The following is a 16985-nucleotide window of genomic DNA, read 5'->3' on the forward strand; positions in this document are numbered from 1 at the left end:
GCAAGATACTCGCTATTTTCAAAACAGGTTTGCTAATGCCTGTTAACAAAAAACATAAGTAAGCAGGAAGCGCTCCTTATAATAATGAATTGATTATTTTCCTATCCGTAAATAATTCTGTAAACCATATTGTTAAACGTTGTTACGGCTTTTTCCATACGTATAATTAACCGGGCTAATCTCATTTCAAAACTTTAATTTGCACACCTGAAACAATCGCCTGAAATGCTGAGAACCTGTAAGTTGATAGCTCTGTTGATCCTGTTCTTTAACAATGCTTTCGCCCAAACTTCAAACACTGCAAAATACCCTTCACTTTTTTGGGAAATAACCGGCAACAATTTAAAAAAACCTTCTTACCTGTTTGGCACCATGCATGTAAGCAACAAGATTGCTTTTCATTTAAGCGACTCTTTCTACAATGCCATTCAAAGCACCGATATGGTTGCGCTTGAATTAAACCCTGAATACTGGCAAAAAGATATGGTGAAAATGAATGCTGCGCAGGAAGAAATTGAAAATTTTTACAGGGATAATACAACGCAATATTTAACCGAATCATCTTTTGCGATAAATGATTATTACGACAAATTAAAACCGGCGCTTACAGCCGAACCGCAGCAAATAAACAGCCTGCTTTACCGCACATTTTCCATGCAGCAGGATTATGAGGAAAACACCTATCTCGATCTTTACATTTATCAAACCGGCAGAAAATATGGCAAGCTGGCCGGCGGCGTTGAAGATTATTATCAAACCCAGAAAATATTGTTCCAGGCTTATGCGGCCATGGCAAAAGAAAGAATGAAGCGGTCGAATAACCGTGATGTAACACCTGATATTGATAAGAAAATCCAGGAAGCTTACCGCCGCGGCAACCTGGATTTATTGGATTCACTTGAACATTTATCTTTTAACTCGCCTGCTTATGTAAATAAATTTCTGTATGAACGCAATAAAATCCAGGCTAACTCAATAGACTCTTTAGTAAAAAAACACAGCCTGTTTGTTGGCGTTGGCGCTGCCCATTTGCCAGGCTCTAACGGAGTAATTGAATTACTGCGGAAGAAAGGTTATAAACTGCGTCCCATTTATATGCAGGACAGGGATGCAACAGCAAAGGAAGCTGTTGAAAAAATGAAAGTGCCGGTAACCTTTAAAAACTTCACAACGGATGACGGGTTTGTTTCTGTGCAAATGCCCGGCCCTTTATACAGAATGCCTCAAACATACAGGACCATTAACGATAACTGGCAATATGCCGATATGGATAATGGCGCTTATTATATGCTTACGCGGGTGCAAACACACGCAGGTTTACTCAATCAAAATGCGGGCGACGTTTTACAAAAAACAGACAGCCTTTTATATGAAAACATCCCCGGCCGCATCATTAGCAAAAAAACAATAAAAAGAGATGGTGTAAGTGGCTTTGACATTGTAAACAGAACAAGAAGGGGCGACCTGCAACGCTACAATATTTTCGTAACGCCTTATGAAATACTCATTTTTAAAATGAGCGGCATCAATGATTATGCAGGCGGCACAGAGGCTGATACTTTTTTTAATTCAATACATTTTAATCCGCCTTCTGCTTCACACCCGGCTTTCACATCGCCGCAGGCAGGCTTTCATATAAACTTTCCGCAATTGCCGCACATAAATAAAAACACGTATGATGCAGACAATATAGACGAATGGCAATTTGAAGCCAATGACAGTATCACCGGAAATGCTTATGCTGTTTATAAAAAAACAGTTACCAATTTAAACTTTATGGAAGAAGATACTTTTGATCTCAGCCTTGCAGAGCTGAGTTTAAAATCTTCTGATATAATTGATAAAGAAATTTTAAGAAGTTTTACAAAAGTGGAAGGCTTTAATGCGCTGAAAATGCAGTTCGCCTGTAAGAATGGTAATTATATAAATGCACAAGCTGTTTTAAAGGGCCCGGATTATTATCTTATTATTCAAACAAGCCGCAAAAAAAATAATATCGACGCTGCATTTTTTAATTCGTTTGGTTTTAATACTTATCAATACAATGCATCTACCACTTACACAGATACTTTGCTTGATTTTACGGTACAAACACCTGTAAAGCCCGTGCTGGATTCATCGCTTGTTAATTTAATGTACAGCGTGCTGCACGATGCAAGCCTTTTAGCCAAAATACAGGGCGAAAGCTATTGGCCAAAAAGCAAATACGCCATGTTTAAAAGCGATTCAACAGGCGAATCTGTTTTGGTAAGCATGTATGAATATCCAAAATATTACCATGTAAAAGATGCTGCAACTTATTGGAACAAACAATTAAAACCAGGCAATGACGAGGATATTTACCTGTATAAAAAAACGGCTTTTACAGCCTGCGATTCCTGCCAGGGTTATAAATTATACTGGCGTGATACCAATACGGTAAGGCAAATAATTAACTACAAAGTTTTAAGCAATAACAGGCTGTATAATCTTTATACCATCTCTGACACGACAGGTGTTGAAAGTAACTTCATAAAAAATTTCTTTTCAACCTTTACCGTAATTAATAAAAACACGGCTTCAATTTATTCAGATAAAACAAATTTGTTTTTTGAAGACCTCTACAGTAAAGATTCGCTTACAAAAGCGCGGGCAAGAAATGCAATCTCCAATGTTTATTATGGCGCCGGCAACATTGATAAAGTTGTAAACTTCATCAATAACCTTAATTATGGCGAAGAAGATTATTTTGAAATGAAGCAAAAATTCATTGCTGAATTAGGTTACATAAATGATTCATGCTGCAAAGATAAAATTGTGCATACGCTTAAAGATATTTATATAAGAACTGCCGATACCGCTTATTTTCAGAATGAAGTATTAAAAGCATTACAACATATTGAAACAGATTCTTCATACGCTGCCTTAAAAAACCTGCTGCTGCAAGACCCGCCATTATTTGACGACTATGATGAATATGGGGATTTCTTCGAAAATTTTGAGGATTCGCTGCAGCTTACACGAACATTATTTCCGGAAATATTGCAGCTAACAACCATTGAAGATTATAAAGAACCCGTTATTGCATTGTTATCAGAATTACTTGACAGCGGTTATATAAAAGCAAACGATTATAAAGATTATTTCAGTAAAATATATTTTGATGCAAAAATTGAAATGAAAAAGCAGCAGAATGCTGAAGAAAAATTACTTGAACAGCAATCGCAGCAAAACTATGATGACAATGACAGTGTAATAAAAAACAGCTATTCCAAAAACAATTATGAAACAACCGATATAAATGAATATGCTGCATTGTTATTGCCTTTTTATGATACAGTGCCTGCTTTGCCGAAATTTTTTAACCGCTTATTACAATCGAGGGATACAAGCGTTCAACTGGAAACGGCTGTATTATTGATTAAAAACAATAAACCTGTGCCGGATAGTATATTGATGAATATTGCTGCGAAAGATAATTACCGCAGCGACCTGTTTAAGGGGCTTTATGAAATTAACCGCATTGACATATTCCCATCAAAATATAAACAGCAGGATTTAATGGCGCGTTCATTATTAACCGGCGATTCGGAAAAAACAAAATTCTTTGATATAAAGCCCGAAGGAAAAACGCTTGCAAATGTCAATGGCAAAAAAGGCTATGTTTATTTTTTTAAATACAAATTGCAGAAAGATGATGACTGGGAAATTGCTTTAAGCGGCCCGCAGCCGGAAAACCTGAATATGGTAAGCACGGACAATGCATTAACGTCTTTAACCAATGAAAAAATTATAGCCGGCAAACCGCTTGCAGAACAGTTCAGCGAACAATTATCAAGATTACTGTTATTGCAACATAAAAGCGCCCGGCATTTTTATGAAAACAATAAAGACATGTATGGCAATTTTGATGATTATTAATAAAGCGAGGCGGTTTTAATAAACTGCCATTATTTATATGCTGCAGATAAATTTTCCTGAACATAATTTCCGCATAAAAAAAGAAAAAAACAAGCACATTATTTTTGACGAAGTGCGTCGCCGCTGGGTGGCATTAACGCCGGAAGAATGGGTACGCCAGAATTTCCTGCAATATTTAATACAGGTAAAAAATTATCCTGCATCGCTTATTTCTGTTGAAAAAATTATCAGGGTGGGCGATCTTTCAAAGCGCTACGATATTGTAGTATATAAAGAACACACGCCCTGGCTTATTGTGGAATGCAAGGAAAGCAATACACCGGTTGATATAAAAGTTATTGAACAGGTGATACGATATAATATGGCGCTCGCTATCAGTTATTTTGTTATCACAAACGGCAATGAAAGTTTTTGTTATGAGATTTCCCGCAATTCGTTCCGGGAGCTTGCTGCTTTACCGGAATTGTAATAAAACCGGCAGAAGCACGCTTTATTCAATTCAATTTTAATTTTACGCAGGCAAACAATTAACGCAGCATTAAACTTTTCTTTCGCAGTATTTTTTATTAAATTCGTAGAGTATGAACGAAGTGCAGGCAACCGTACAGGCAGTGAAGATGCCTACGTACAATCTTACAGACGAGCAGGAGAAAAAGCTAATTTTAAGACAGTATCGCGCTTTATTAAAAACATTACGCAGCAAGCTTAAAAAAGGCGATAAGGAAATGGTGCGCCGTGCTTTTGAAATTGCAGCGGAAGCCCATAAAACCATGCGCCGCAAAAGTGGTGAGCCTTACATACTTCATCCTATTGCGGTAGCCATGATTTGCGTGGAAGAGATAGGCCTTGGCGTGCGTTCTACCATTTGCTCACTGCTGCACGATACTGTTGAAGACACCGACATTACCATTGAATATATTGAAAAGGAATTTGGCGCCGAAATAGCCCGCATAGTGGACGGGCTCACCAAGATATCCAACGTAATGGATACCAATACAAGCCAGCAGGCAGAAAATTTTAAAAAGATATTACTTACGCTTACAGATGATCCGCGGGTAATATTAATAAAGCTTGCAGACCGTTTGCACAATATGCGCACGCTCGATTATATGAAGCGTGAAAAGCAGTTGAAGATAGCCAGTGAAACTATATGGGTTTATGCGCCGCTTGCACACAGGATGGGGTTGTATAATATTAAAACGGAGATGGAAGACCTCTCCATGAAATACCTTGAACCTGAAGCTTACCGCGAAATTGCCCAAAGGCTTTCTGAAACAAAAAGGGAACGCAGCCGTTATATAAACGAATTTATCAAGCCTTTAAAAGAGAAACTGAAAAGGGCAGGTTTTACTTTCGATATTTATGGCAGGCCTAAAAGCATTCATTCCATCTGGAATAAAATGAAAAAGAAAGGCGTTGATTTTGATGAAGTGTATGATTTATTTGCCATACGCATTATCGTTTACGCATCGCCGGAAAAAGAAAAAGAAGAATGCTGGAAGGTTTATTCAATGATAACCGATGAATACCTGCCCTCGCCTGAACGTTTGCGCGACTGGATAAGCAATCCAAAAAATAATGGCTACGAAGCCCTGCACACAACCGTTATGGGACCGCAGGGAAAATGGGTTGAAGTGCAGATACGCACCAACCGCATGAACGAAATTGCGGAAAAAGGCCTTGCCGCGCATTATAAATATAAAGAAGGCAGCAGCGAAGAAGATCGTTTTGATAAATGGTTTTCGCAGATACGCGAAATGATCAGCAGCCAGGATACAGACAGTGTTGACTTTTTACAGGATTTTAAAACGAGTTTTCTTGCCGAAGAAATTTATGTTTTTACGCCAAAAGGCGATGTGAAAATGTTGCCTGTAAACAGTACTGCGCTTGATTTTGCCTTCGCCATTCACTCTGCAGTAGGCAGCCGTTGTATTGGCGCTAAAGTAAATCATAAGCTTGTGCCCATAAGCCATAAACTGCGCAGCGGCGACCAGGTTGAAATTATTACGAGCAATAAACAAAGGCCTAATGAAGACTGGCTGAAATTTGTGGTAACGGCAAAAGCAAGGGCAAAAATTAAAGATTCGCTTAAAGAAGAAAAAAGAAAGATAGCAGACGATGGCAAACAAATGCTGCAGCGCAAACTTGAAAACAAGGGCACAACATTAAGCCAATATAATATTGATGAACTGGTAAACTTCTATAAAGTTCCTTCGCAGCTCGACCTGTTTTATAACATAGCCACGAAGCAAACCGATCTTAAAGAACTAAAGGATTTTACAGTTAACGGCGGCAAACTTGAACTGCCTAAACCACAAAAAGTAATTACTGAAGTAAAAGTTCCCGAAACAGATACAAAGCCTTCACATAAAAAAGATTCAGAGCTTATTATTTTTGGTGAAAGCAGCGATAAGATAAAATATTCCCTCGCTAAATGCTGTTCTCCTATTCCCGGCGATGATGTGTTTGGTTTTGTAAGCACGGGCAAAGGCCTCATTATACACCGCACAAATTGCCCTAATGCAGCAAGGCTTATGGCAAACTATGCACCACGTATTGTAAAAACAAAATGGGCCAAGAACAAGGAAATTTCTTTCTTAACCGGTTTAAAAATTATTGGTATTGATGATGTGGGCGTTATTAATAAAATAACCAATATTGTTAGCGGCGAGCTGCGCATTAATATAGCAGCGCTCACCATCGAATCGGGCGAAGGCATGTTTGAAGGAACCATTAAAATTTTTGTGCACGACAAGGAAGAACTTGATGAGCTTGTAAACCGGTTAAAACATCTGAAAGGCATTTATGAGGTGGAAAGACTGGATACAGAAGACGCTACGCTTTCTTAGGCATTTTAATTTTCGTTTTGGGCGGAATAACGCTGCCAGGCACCCTCTTCTCTCCTCCTGCATTTGTAAACGACGGTCCGGCTGGTGTTTTTCTGGTTGTGAAATAACTGTAGGCGCCTTTTATCAAAGCCATAAGGCCTAATTTTTTTGCAGAACCAACAATATTCTTTTTTATGCTAAAGCCTCTTGAAAAAGGATTGGCAAATAAGTTAACGCCGTTCAATAATAATTTCCATGTTCCGTTTGCAATCATTTTATTAATAAAGGAAGGCAGCAAATTATCTGCTGCAGATTTTATGGCATGTTGCGGCAAACGGCGCAGGCGTTCTTCAAGCTCTTCTTCATCCTTTTTTACGCTTACTTTCAAAAGTTCTATCTCTTCCCTCAATTCTTTAATTGTATTGATTTCAGAAAGGTCATAAGCGCCGTTTACCGCAACAATTTTTGAAGCCATATTAATCTTTTTTATAAATGAGTTTAACGAATTTGTCAACGAAGGAATTGCGTATAATCTTTCTCAAAAAGAGTATAACAAATAAAAAAACAAACAGGTAAAAAAGAGCAACTATACCAAAGCCTGCGGCTAAACTGCCGGTTAACGTTGCGAGCCAGTAAGCTGCAGCTATGCTTGCAAATATGAGCACAAACAATACTAATATGGTAATTATTGTTGCTGTAATTATTGTTGACGCTGCATGGGAAACTTTATCTGCTGCCTGCAGCTTCAGCAATAAAATCCGCCGCTGTATATACTCATTCAGTTTTTGCCTGGTTTCCTGAAAGTAATTTGCTTCTTCCTTCATTGTAAATAATTATTTTAATTGATTGCTGCTATGCAAACTTAACCCGCAATATCTTTCGCTTTGCCTTCCATATCTTTTAAAAAAGATTTTCCTTTCTTAATAAAGTCTTTTACCTGGTCTTCATATTCAGCATATTTGTTTTTCAGCTTATCGCCTGCATCGCTTGCAGCATCACTTACATCAGCTAACAATTCTTTTCCTTTATCGCTGTTGATAAATAAAGCAATAGCAACGCCCGCTGCTACGCCGAGCATAATACCGCCTAAAAATTTTTGTCCGGTAGTCATAATTGTAGATTTAATTGGATGAATATTTGTTTATCATTAAATACCAAAAAAAATTATTTTCATTATATGGAGAACTCTTTAAGCAAACAGGTTAACAGGTATATTTTTCTTGCCATTATTTTAATATTCGCTTTTTTTCTGTTTGCCAGTTTGCGGCAGTTCTTCCCCGCATTTTTGGGCGCCATCACATTTTACATTTTAAGTAAATCGTTCGCTGCATGGCTTGTAAAGAAAAAAGGATGGAATAAAAGCATGGCCGCCATTCTCATTATCATCCTTTCTTTCTTTGTAATTCTTTTACCGGTAGCTACCCTTATCAGTTTGCTTTATAACAAGATTAGTGCCGTGTTAGCTAACCCTGATGTAATTACAAACTCCATAAAACAGGCCGATAGTGTTATACAACAAAAATACCACATCAGTGTAATATCAAGCGATACGCTGGCAACCATCAGAACGAAAGCCTCAGACCTTTTATCGGTGATATTAAACAAAAGCCTGGGCTTTGTTTCAACCATATTAATGATGTATTTCTTTTTATACTTCATGATCATAAATACCAGCAGGTTTGAAGCAGCGCTTATTTTATATCTCCCTTTTAAAAAAGATAAAATAAAGTTATTCGGCGATGAACTGGTGCATCAAACATTCAGCAATGCCATTGGCATACCTGCTATTGCGGTGGCGCAGGGCCTCGCAGGTTTTTTAGCCTATTGGATCATTGGCCTGCATGAGCCTGGTTTTTGGGGAGTTGTAACTGCATTTACATCATTCATACCGGTAGTGGGCACTGGTATTGCATGGGCGCCTATTGCCGTTTACATGTTTGTTCTCGGCCATTACTGGCAAGGCATTTTTATGATATTATACGGCGCCATTATTATGGGCGTGCTCGATAATGTTATCCGTTTTATACTGGCAAAAAAAATGGCAGATGTGCATCCTATTATTACCGTGCTTGGCGTAATACTTGGCCTCCAGTATTTTGGAATACTCGGCCTGATTTTCGGCCCGTTGCTTATCTCCTACTTCTTTATCCTGCTGAAAATATATTATGTGGAATATCAAAAACCCGTAGCAAAGCAATTAAAGAAACGGTATATAGTGCCCGCATATATGCAGCCATTAATTGGATTTACAAAATCTAAAAGCAAACCGGCGGCCTCAAAGCCCAAAAAAAATACTGCCGGTTAAGGTTCTATATTAATTGAAAACATTATCATACGGGAACTAAGCCTGCCCAGCACATTGGAATATTTAAGGTCGGGATCACGGTCATGAATATTGGTGAGGCCGTTATGAATTTTTATTTCCGGTGAAATGGTTACAAAGTTTAAAAAGAAGTTGAAGCCAACGCCCGCTTCAATGGCATAATCATTTTTTTTAAGCTTGATAAGGTCTTCGGCATTACGCTCGTTTGAATTACTGGCGAGGTCGGCATCATACGTAAGCCCTCCAATCATATACACACGAAAATTGTCAATGCGGTCTGAATTAAATTTCACCTGCAGCGGAAAAGTGAATAATGTGGAAGTAAGTGTTTTTTTGGCTATCGTTTGCTCAAGCGCATTTGGATATTTTACGGAGTAAGTAAATACCCTGGCGCCACCAATAGCCAACTGCGGTGCAATTCTAAGTTCAAAGCGGTTATTTAATTTTAATGTAGCCAGCAGCCCTGCAGAAAAACCGCCGCTGGTACCCGGGTCAACGGAGAGCACACTGTCGTATTGAAGAAAACGCGGGTCTTTTTCTGTATGCAGCCCCATATTGGCATATCCAAAAGTGAGCCCGAAATAATAAGGCAGGTTATCGTGATCCGGCCGCTTAAGTTCGTGCTGTGCTTTTGAAGAGATAGTTATAAGAAGCAGGCACACAAAAACTATTTGCTTCCGCAGTAAATACAGCATATTCCCAAACTAAGCGATTTATAATACGTTTTTCTGAAACCTGCTTTATGCATAATTGCCGCAAAATTTTCCCTGTCGGGAAAAGCCTGCACCGAATTATTCAGATAGGCATAAGCTTCTTTATTTTTTGCAAACATTTTCCCAAAACCCGGCGCCACAATACGCATATATAAATTATAAATGCCTTTAAACATAAATGCCCTGGGTTTTGAAAATTCAAGTATCGAAACTTTACCACCGGGTTTCAGCACACGCAGCATTTCGGCAAGGCCTTTTTCAAGGTTTTCAAAATTGCGCACACCGAATGCAACGGTTATTGCATCAAACGAGGAATCGGCATAATTTATTGTTTCGCTGTCGCCAATATGTAATTCGATTTTATCTTCAAGCTGAAGGCTTTGGATTTTTTTCCGGCCAAGTTCAAGCATGCCTTCAGAAATATCAATGCCGGTAATTTTTTCGGGCCTGAGCATTTTATATGCAGTAATAGCAACATCTGCTGTGCCTGTGGCAACATCCAGCATTGTTTGCGGATGAATTTCCTTTAATTCAGCAATTGCTTTCTTCCGCCAGCTTTTATCAATTCCAACACTCAAAAAGCGGTTTAAAAAATCGTACCGTCCCGCAATTGAATTAAACATTTCAGCCACCTGGTTTTTTTTGGCGGCATCACTTTTTTCATCAGGCACAATTTTATCATGCGCATACGTAGCCATGCCGCGAAGATAATGGCACCGGATTAAACTTTTTTTATTATAAAAAGCCACAGATGCACAGATAAGAAAAACAAAAATCTGTGCATCTGTGGCAACAATAGATTTATTGTAAACGAATACTTGTTACGTACATATCTCATTCCCCTTTAAGGAACAGAGGTTTCGTGCTTTCGCTGTGTGCCGAAAATTCGGGCGCATACATGCATTGAACACTGGCAATGCCTGCAGAAAAAATTCCTGCATGAGTAATGTAAACGGCATATTCCAAAATATATGTGCCTTTTGAAAGATGGTCAATAAAGAAATTAGAAGCTGCGTCTTTTGTTGATTCGTAGTAGCCAAAACCGTCCCGCCATTTGTATCCGCTCAAAACATTTACAGGTTCCATCGAAGCTGCACGAAGGTCTTTCAGATAAACATAATCCATATCACGGTCTGTTTTCAAAGTAAGCCTTACAATAATTTTATCGCCGGTTTTTAATGTATCTTTTTCATTAATAGCATATAGCATCTTGCCTTTATCAGAACTTTTTTCTATGAATAATTTTTTGCTGACAGAAAGTGGCGATGTTGCCGCTGTTATCTTATCCATATCTTCAAAATACTGCCAGTAAACAGCGCCATAAGATGATGGATAATTATTGCTTTTTGCAACCGGGTTTGAAACAGACACTTCAATATTACTCATTGCCGGCCGTATATCTTTTCCATCAATACTGTGCTTTATATAACCGCTGCCGCTTTCCTGCATTTCGCTAATCGTGCTAACAACTAAATCTCCCAGTTTAATATTCACCGCAAGATTTTGTGTATTGATATTATTGCCTGATAACAAAGCGTAACAGGCATCGGCAGTGGCTTTTGTGGTTTCCCAATTGTTAACCTGCTTGTTAAGTATAAGCCACCTGCGCATAGCATTGATGCAAGTATCTCCGGGCGCAATTTCTTCAAAAGCATTTATTAAAAGCGATTGCGCTTCCAGCGGGCTTTGGTACCAGTAATAACCACTGGAATTATTCTTCCAGTATATGCCTTTTTCAACATCTTTCACTGCATTTTCTTTAAGTGATTTAATTATATCAAGCTGTGAATTTTTAAATTTTGATAATGGCTGCATTACAGGAAGCAAACGGTTTAAAGCCAGTGCAACCATGCCCTGCAGATAAGGCGTTTGTTTCATCCAGTATTGTTCTGCCTGCTTCATATAAAAATCTAACGCTTCAGCAGGAAATGATTTATGCTGTGCTTCGCCAAAAAAGCTGCGCATATACCAGTACTGGATCATCAGCGGCGTTAATTGTTCTTTTGTAAGGTCTGCCTTGCGCTTTACGAGTGCTTCATATTCTTTTTCAGCTTCTTTATCAGCATATAACAATGCCTTATTTGTTATCTCATTCAATATGTTTTGTTGCAGTGCAGGAATGGCGTTCAGCTTCTTTAATTTGCCAATACCTGTTAAAATATACTGCGTTATATACCTGTCATCATTACCGCCGCTAAACCATGCAAAAGCACCATTGCTTTTTTGCATTTGCTTTAACTGCTGCAATATATTTTCCATACTGCTGTTCATTTTTGCAGAGTCAAATAATAACGCAATATTTCTCTTTTGCTGCTGCCCGCCATTTGCATCCGAAACCCAGGGCGTTTCGTTCAGCAGGATTTGTTTCAGTTCAGGGTTTGTTTCAAGGTTGCTTTCCATTGCCGTTGTATCCTGCTTCCATTTATTAAATACATTTTTAATGGAAGGGTTTTGCGAAACAATGAATGCGCCCAATACATTGGCATAAAAACGGTTGAAAGTTTGTTCCGCACATTCATGCGGAAACTGCATAAGATAAGGCAATGACTGAACAACATACCAAACAGGGTTTGGCGTATATTCCACAGTGAGACTTTCGTTGGTTAAAGTTGATGAATTATTGTTGAGCAGCTTTTCAAATGTGCATGTTTTCGATCCTTCGCCTGGCATATATAAAGGAAGCGTTTCTGTAACCAGCAGCCTGTTTGAAAGCACCGGCAATATTCTTTCTTCACCATCGCTGTACCGGCCTGACTGCGCTATAATTTTTACAATAAGCGGGTGCGTAAAACTGCGTGGGATATTAACCGGGAAATTCACAACGGTACTTTTATCTGGGGCTGCATTGAAGTTTTGTGCAGTGATATTTATTTTAAAAACATCATTTAAAGGCTCATTATTAATAGCATCAAACAATTGCAGCGTTGCTTTGCCGGTTAATACGCTGCCGCTGAGATTGGTGAGCTTTGCCGTTATATCAATTGTATCGCCCTGCCTTAAAAAACGTGGCAGGCCGGGTTGTACCATCAATGTTTTTTGGGTGATGATATTCTGCCATTTTAAACCGAAGGCAGCATCTTTTGTATGCGCCAGGCTCATCCATTTCCAGGTGGTTAGAGCTTCAGGCATAGTAAAACTGAAACTATAATTTCCCGCGCTGTCTGCATGCAATTGCGGGTAAAAGAAAGCCGTTTCATTAAAGTTCTTTCTTATCTGCACCTGTGGCTCTTCTTCTTTCTTTTTACCATTACGCAAAGCGAATTCTTTTGTAGTGATAACGATTGCGCCATTAGCTGCTTTTGCCCCATACAGCGCTGTTGCTTCGCTGCCTTTGAGGACAATTATATTATCAATATCTTCTGCATTGATATCATCTGCTGATTTATCACTGATTACACCATCAATAACTAAGAGAGCTTTTTCATTCAGGCTTGACGTGCCTCTGATTTGAATTGACGCAGCAGCGACTGTTACACTTGTCTTTTTTTGTACACCATAAGCAGTTACAACAGCTTTATTATCTCTTGCCGCTAACCGCATTGCCATAAATTCAGGATCAGTTGTAAACTGTTTATCGTAATCTTCAGTTTTAATCTTTCTACCGGAATGCTTTTCGGTTTGCAGTTTATAAATTCTTTTAAAACTATAGATATTCCAAAATTCATCCGCAGATTGAGCTATATGATCCCGTGCTTTGAATAGCAAATTATTATTATTTCCAGGATAACTTTCTTCTGAACTTTTAACGTAAAGCAAACTGCTTCTCCAATCATTATTTACATAACTGTTTGTATTAAAATAAGGCAAAGCCCATTCATGCTTTTTAAACTGGTCAAGCGACACATCGTACATACTCGTTAATAATTCCGCACCCGCTTTTGTACCATCATTATTAGCAACCTGCACCGTCCAGGTTTCTTTACTGCCAGGTTCTGTTTTATTCCGAAAACTTGAATAGGTTATATCCAGGTTCTTTACTTCATTGGCGATATATACCTGCATACCACCGGTATAAAAACGGTTGTGCTTTATAAAAGCATAGTATAAACCAATATTATCATGATCGGTGGGCTGTATAGTGTATTCAATTTGTTTTTTATTATTATTGAGGTTTATATACTGAAATGAACCCGCTACATTTTTATCGCCCCTGCTGAGCTTTTTAATTACAAACACATCAGCGTCACTTGTGCCAATCAGCAACTGCGCTTTATCACCGGGAGCGCCGGTATTACTTATATTCTGAGAGAAATTTGTTTGCGGCGAAGGCAGGCCTGCAGCATTCATATCATACAACTGAACATAACAAACATCTTTAATAGTATCGCCATATTTATCTTTTGCTGATACTTCAATACAATACCAGCCCTGCTGCAATTGTTCAGGCAATTTATAGCTGGAAGTATTGGTTGTGTTAAAAGTATCTTTTACAACAGCACCCAGCTTTGCCCATTCATGATAATCTGTTTCCGCTTTGTATTCATCATAAGGGAAATATTGCTCAAACGTATTTTTATCCATTACAAACTGATCGGGCTGCTGCCATAATCTTTTGCGGTACGCTTTTTCAGGTGTTTTCAATCTTTTAATAACAATATCAACATTTGCAGGAATATTTTCAGCCGAATTGTTTTTTGTAGTGATGAAAATATTTTTAAAATTATTTACTTCGGCGATGGAAGGAACATTTGCCTGCACCACCATTGATTTATAACCCACCATTACACTGGTTGAGCTTTCCCTCGTTTCACCGTTGGCATCAGTAGCAGATAATTCAATTTTAAAATTGAACAACGGCTCTGTTTGTTTTTCTATTGATGAATCCGGTTTTGAAACAAAACTTATTTTGAACACACCATTTACATCTGTGCTGATGATGCTGTCTGCGATTTGTGTTTCAGATGAATAGGGCATTCTTGTTCGCCAAAATAAATAGGAATAAGGAAAGTTTGCCGTGCGTTGAATATTATAGCTGATGCGTGCATTGTCTATATTACTGCCGGCATAAGATTTTACAATACCCGTAACCGTGATGGTATCATTGAGACGATAAGAACCTTTCAATGTATCAAACTCAACATAAAAAGTGGGCCGTTTATATTCCTCCACATTAAATTCTGCTTCGCCGTCAAAGTCCAAAGTTTCAATTGAAAATTCGCCGGTCAACACATTTTCCGGTAATAAGAATTTTCCGGCAAATGAGCCATATTCATTCAACATTACAAACATGGAATCAATTTGTTTGCCGTTTGCATCGTAAAGATCAACCTCTATGCTGTCAGTATAATTATAAAGTTTTTGCTGTTTGGTTTTCCCATCTTTGGTCAATACTATGCCTTTATAAAAAACAGTTTGCCCCGGCCTGTAAATGCTTCTGTCTGTAAAAAAATAAACCCGCGAATTATCTTCTTCATACGTTGAATCATCAACTTCATCATTATCGTTATTATAACTATTGCGGTAAGAATAAAGATAATCACCAGTTTCAAGTTTGTCGTTACCCTTCTGCAACATAAGCTTAACATCGCCATAGATGCCTGCATTATTATTGAATGGCAAAACGAAATGCCCGGTGCTATCGGTGTATAGTATTTTAAACTTTTTGTTACTCCATTCTTTGTTCTGCTCATTTTGTACAGAAACAGAGCCGGTGATTTTTACATTTTGCAAAGGCTGGCCGCTTTCGCGGTCAACCACAAAATAATCAAAACCATTACGCAGGTAAGCAAGACCGGAAACCGTTATTGGTTGCAATGCCAGTTTATCTTTGTCATCGCTGAAATCTTTATTGTTGCTGAACAGGATTGAATAATTGCCAACAGGCAAACCGTCAATCCTTATTTCAACGGCGTGCTGCTGGTAATCTTTTGTTTGCGGCAAAGGCTGTATGAATGTTTTTAAAGGCGATAATAAAGCCACACCTTCCCACCGGTTATAATGTTTCTTCTTGGCAGGTTTATCTATATCTTTTTGCAAAAGCAACCGTGCATATAATGTATCAATGTTCCTATAATTTACCAGCAACCTGAAAGGCATGTTGGGAACATTTACCGATTCTGCATTTGTATTTAATTCAGGCTTTTCTATATCGTTTAATAAAGACTTCATGGCTTCGTTGCCATAACAGGAATCAGGCATAGCTGTCAGTCTTTCTGTTATTATTTTTTTTGATTTTACATAACCGAAACGTTGCGTTGTATCAGTTAAAGCGTTGTAGGATGATGCTTTATCCGCTTCCAGCTTTGCCAATAAATACCATGCTTCTGCAGCAGGTTTTGCATTAGGAAAACTGCCTGCTGCATCAGTTAACGCGCTCACATAAAGCGCTTCTTTATCATCAATATTTGCCCTGGCATTCGCCCAATTTATTCTTTCAAGGTTCACATCAATAAAAGCCGAAGGGTCTGCATCAATCTTATGAAACCGCAGCAGTTCCTGGTATAAGTGTAAAGTTTTTAAAATATGCGAAGCTGTATCTTTTGTAACAAAATTGTACTGCATAAAATTCTGCGCATTTGCCAAAGCATGCACATCAGTTAACTCAAACGTATATGCGGGCCTGGATAAATACGCCAGTCCTGTTTTATAATAATCAAGCGCTTCATGCGCAAGCAGATCGTATAATGTGGGCCTTGTATTGGCCATATTGCCTTTTATCAATATAGCCTTAATAGCATTGGTATTTGTTTGCTGTAGTATTTGTTTAGAGATAAGAGCTGCTGCATACAGGCTATCAATAATTTCTTTGAATTGTGCGTTGCTCCATGTGGCAACATCAGCTTCCTTTATATCAGTTTCTTTACGGTCTCGGTTTTTCCAGGCATTTTGAGAATAAAATTTTTTTAAGGTATTAGCCAATATAACAGATAGTATAGCTTTTGAAACCGCATCATTTGTGGTGTGCAACTCTGCTTTAAGTAAAACAACTTTATTATTTATATCATCATCTGTTGTCTTGTTTTCAAGGCTTAGCCTGTACAGCAAGGCTTTAATAATTTCATCATGCAAACTTTTTACTTTCGCATCATTATATAAAATATTCACTTTCTTCAAAGCGGTTTTAGGCAGGTCTTTTAAAACGATAAGTGAATCTATCTCTTCCCATTGCTTTGCATAGCTGCTTGCTGTTTGGGCTGATGTAACGAGGCTGCAACAAATTATTGCAGTTAGCATTATAAGTTTTCTCATGTAAATAATTCTGCTGGCGTATTAAATATAATA

The 16985-nt window shown here is 38.3% G+C and carries 10 protein-coding genes; 4 read left to right on the top strand and 6 right to left on the bottom strand.

Annotation, left to right across the window (positions count from 1 at the left end; translation table 11 throughout):
* Positions 1-225: 225 nt before the first annotated feature.
* From BM015_RS01415 to BM015_RS01425, 3 genes are all read left to right on the top strand, one after another.
* On the top strand, positions 226-3900 hold the full coding sequence (locus BM015_RS01415; RefSeq protein ID WP_090653762.1) for a TraB/GumN family protein: 3675 nt from the start codon (positions 226-228) through the stop codon (positions 3898-3900).
* A gap of 37 nt (positions 3901-3937) precedes the next feature.
* Positions 3938-4369: a type I restriction enzyme HsdR N-terminal domain-containing protein gene (locus BM015_RS01420; protein ID WP_090653764.1), complete on the top strand. Its 432-nt coding sequence runs from the start codon at positions 3938-3940 to the stop codon at positions 4367-4369.
* Between the two features lie 112 nt (positions 4370-4481).
* Positions 4482-6749, top strand: a complete 2268-nt coding sequence (locus BM015_RS01425; protein ID WP_090653767.1) for a RelA/SpoT family protein — start codon at positions 4482-4484, stop codon at positions 6747-6749.
* Here BM015_RS01425 and BM015_RS01430 read toward each other — a convergent pair.
* Genes BM015_RS01430 through BM015_RS01440 form a run of 3 tightly spaced genes read right to left on the bottom strand, consistent with a single transcriptional unit; the run spans position 6736 to position 7839 of the window.
* Positions 6736-7203, bottom strand: coding sequence for a hypothetical protein (locus tag BM015_RS01430; RefSeq protein ID WP_090653769.1), 468 nt, complete (start codon positions 7201-7203; stop codon positions 6736-6738). The genes BM015_RS01425 and BM015_RS01430 overlap by 14 nt on opposite strands.
* Position 7204: 1 nt before the next feature.
* Entirely contained in the window at positions 7205-7552 is a 348-nt protein-coding gene (locus BM015_RS01435) for a phage holin family protein (RefSeq protein WP_090653771.1), read from the bottom strand.
* A 38-nt stretch (positions 7553-7590) separates the two neighbouring features.
* Positions 7591-7839, bottom strand: coding sequence for a YtxH domain-containing protein (locus BM015_RS01440; protein WP_090653773.1), 249 nt, complete (start codon positions 7837-7839; stop codon positions 7591-7593).
* A 66-nt stretch (positions 7840-7905) separates the two neighbouring features.
* On the opposite strand from BM015_RS01440, the gene BM015_RS01445 reads away from it, so the two are divergent.
* A complete protein-coding gene (locus BM015_RS01445) occupies positions 7906-9033 on the top strand; it encodes an AI-2E family transporter (RefSeq protein ID WP_177191777.1) in 1128 nt (375 codons plus the stop codon).
* On the opposite strand, the gene porT is transcribed toward BM015_RS01445, so the two are convergent.
* The 3 genes from porT to BM015_RS01460 form a co-directional block, all read right to left on the bottom strand.
* Entirely contained in the window at positions 9030-9713 is a 684-nt protein-coding gene (gene porT / locus BM015_RS01450; protein WP_245751163.1) for a type IX secretion/gliding motility protein PorT/SprT, read from the bottom strand. The genes BM015_RS01445 and porT overlap by 4 nt on opposite strands.
* 5 nt (positions 9714-9718) lie before the next feature.
* A complete protein-coding gene (ubiE, locus tag BM015_RS01455; protein WP_090655126.1) occupies positions 9719-10462 on the bottom strand; it encodes a bifunctional demethylmenaquinone methyltransferase/2-methoxy-6-polyprenyl-1,4-benzoquinol methylase UbiE in 744 nt (247 codons plus the stop codon).
* Between the two features lie 136 nt (positions 10463-10598).
* Positions 10599-16952, bottom strand: coding sequence for an alpha-2-macroglobulin family protein (locus tag BM015_RS01460; RefSeq protein WP_090653778.1), 6354 nt, complete (start codon positions 16950-16952; stop codon positions 10599-10601).
* Positions 16953-16985: the final 33 nt, after the last annotated feature.

The sequence above is a fragment of the Parafilimonas terrae genome (assembly GCF_900115755.1).
In the GTDB taxonomy this organism is placed as follows: Bacteria; Bacteroidota; Bacteroidia; order Chitinophagales; family Chitinophagaceae; genus Parafilimonas; species Parafilimonas terrae.

Bases quoted from the DNA above. Each gene is read 5' to 3' on its own strand.
- BM015_RS01415 (WP_090653762.1), top strand. From the start codon at position 226: ATGCTGAGAACCTGTAAGTTGATAGCTCTGTTGATCCTGTTCTTTAAC.
- BM015_RS01420 (WP_090653764.1), top strand. From the start codon at position 3,938: ATGCTGCAGATAAATTTTCCTGAACATAATTTCCGCATAAAAAAAGAA.
- BM015_RS01425 (WP_090653767.1), top strand. From the start codon at position 4,482: ATGAACGAAGTGCAGGCAACCGTACAGGCAGTGAAGATGCCTACGTAC.
- BM015_RS01430 (WP_090653769.1), bottom strand. From the start codon at position 7,203: ATGGCTTCAAAAATTGTTGCGGTAAACGGCGCTTATGACCTTTCTGAA.
- BM015_RS01435 (WP_090653771.1), bottom strand. From the start codon at position 7,552: ATGAAGGAAGAAGCAAATTACTTTCAGGAAACCAGGCAAAAACTGAAT.
- BM015_RS01440 (WP_090653773.1), bottom strand. From the start codon at position 7,839: ATGACTACCGGACAAAAATTTTTAGGCGGTATTATGCTCGGCGTAGCA.
- BM015_RS01445 (WP_177191777.1), top strand. From the start codon at position 7,906: ATGGAGAACTCTTTAAGCAAACAGGTTAACAGGTATATTTTTCTTGCC.
- ubiE (WP_090655126.1), bottom strand. From the start codon at position 10,462: ATGGCTACGTATGCGCATGATAAAATTGTGCCTGATGAAAAAAGTGAT.
- BM015_RS01460 (WP_090653778.1), bottom strand. From the start codon at position 16,952: ATGAGAAAACTTATAATGCTAACTGCAATAATTTGTTGCAGCCTCGTT.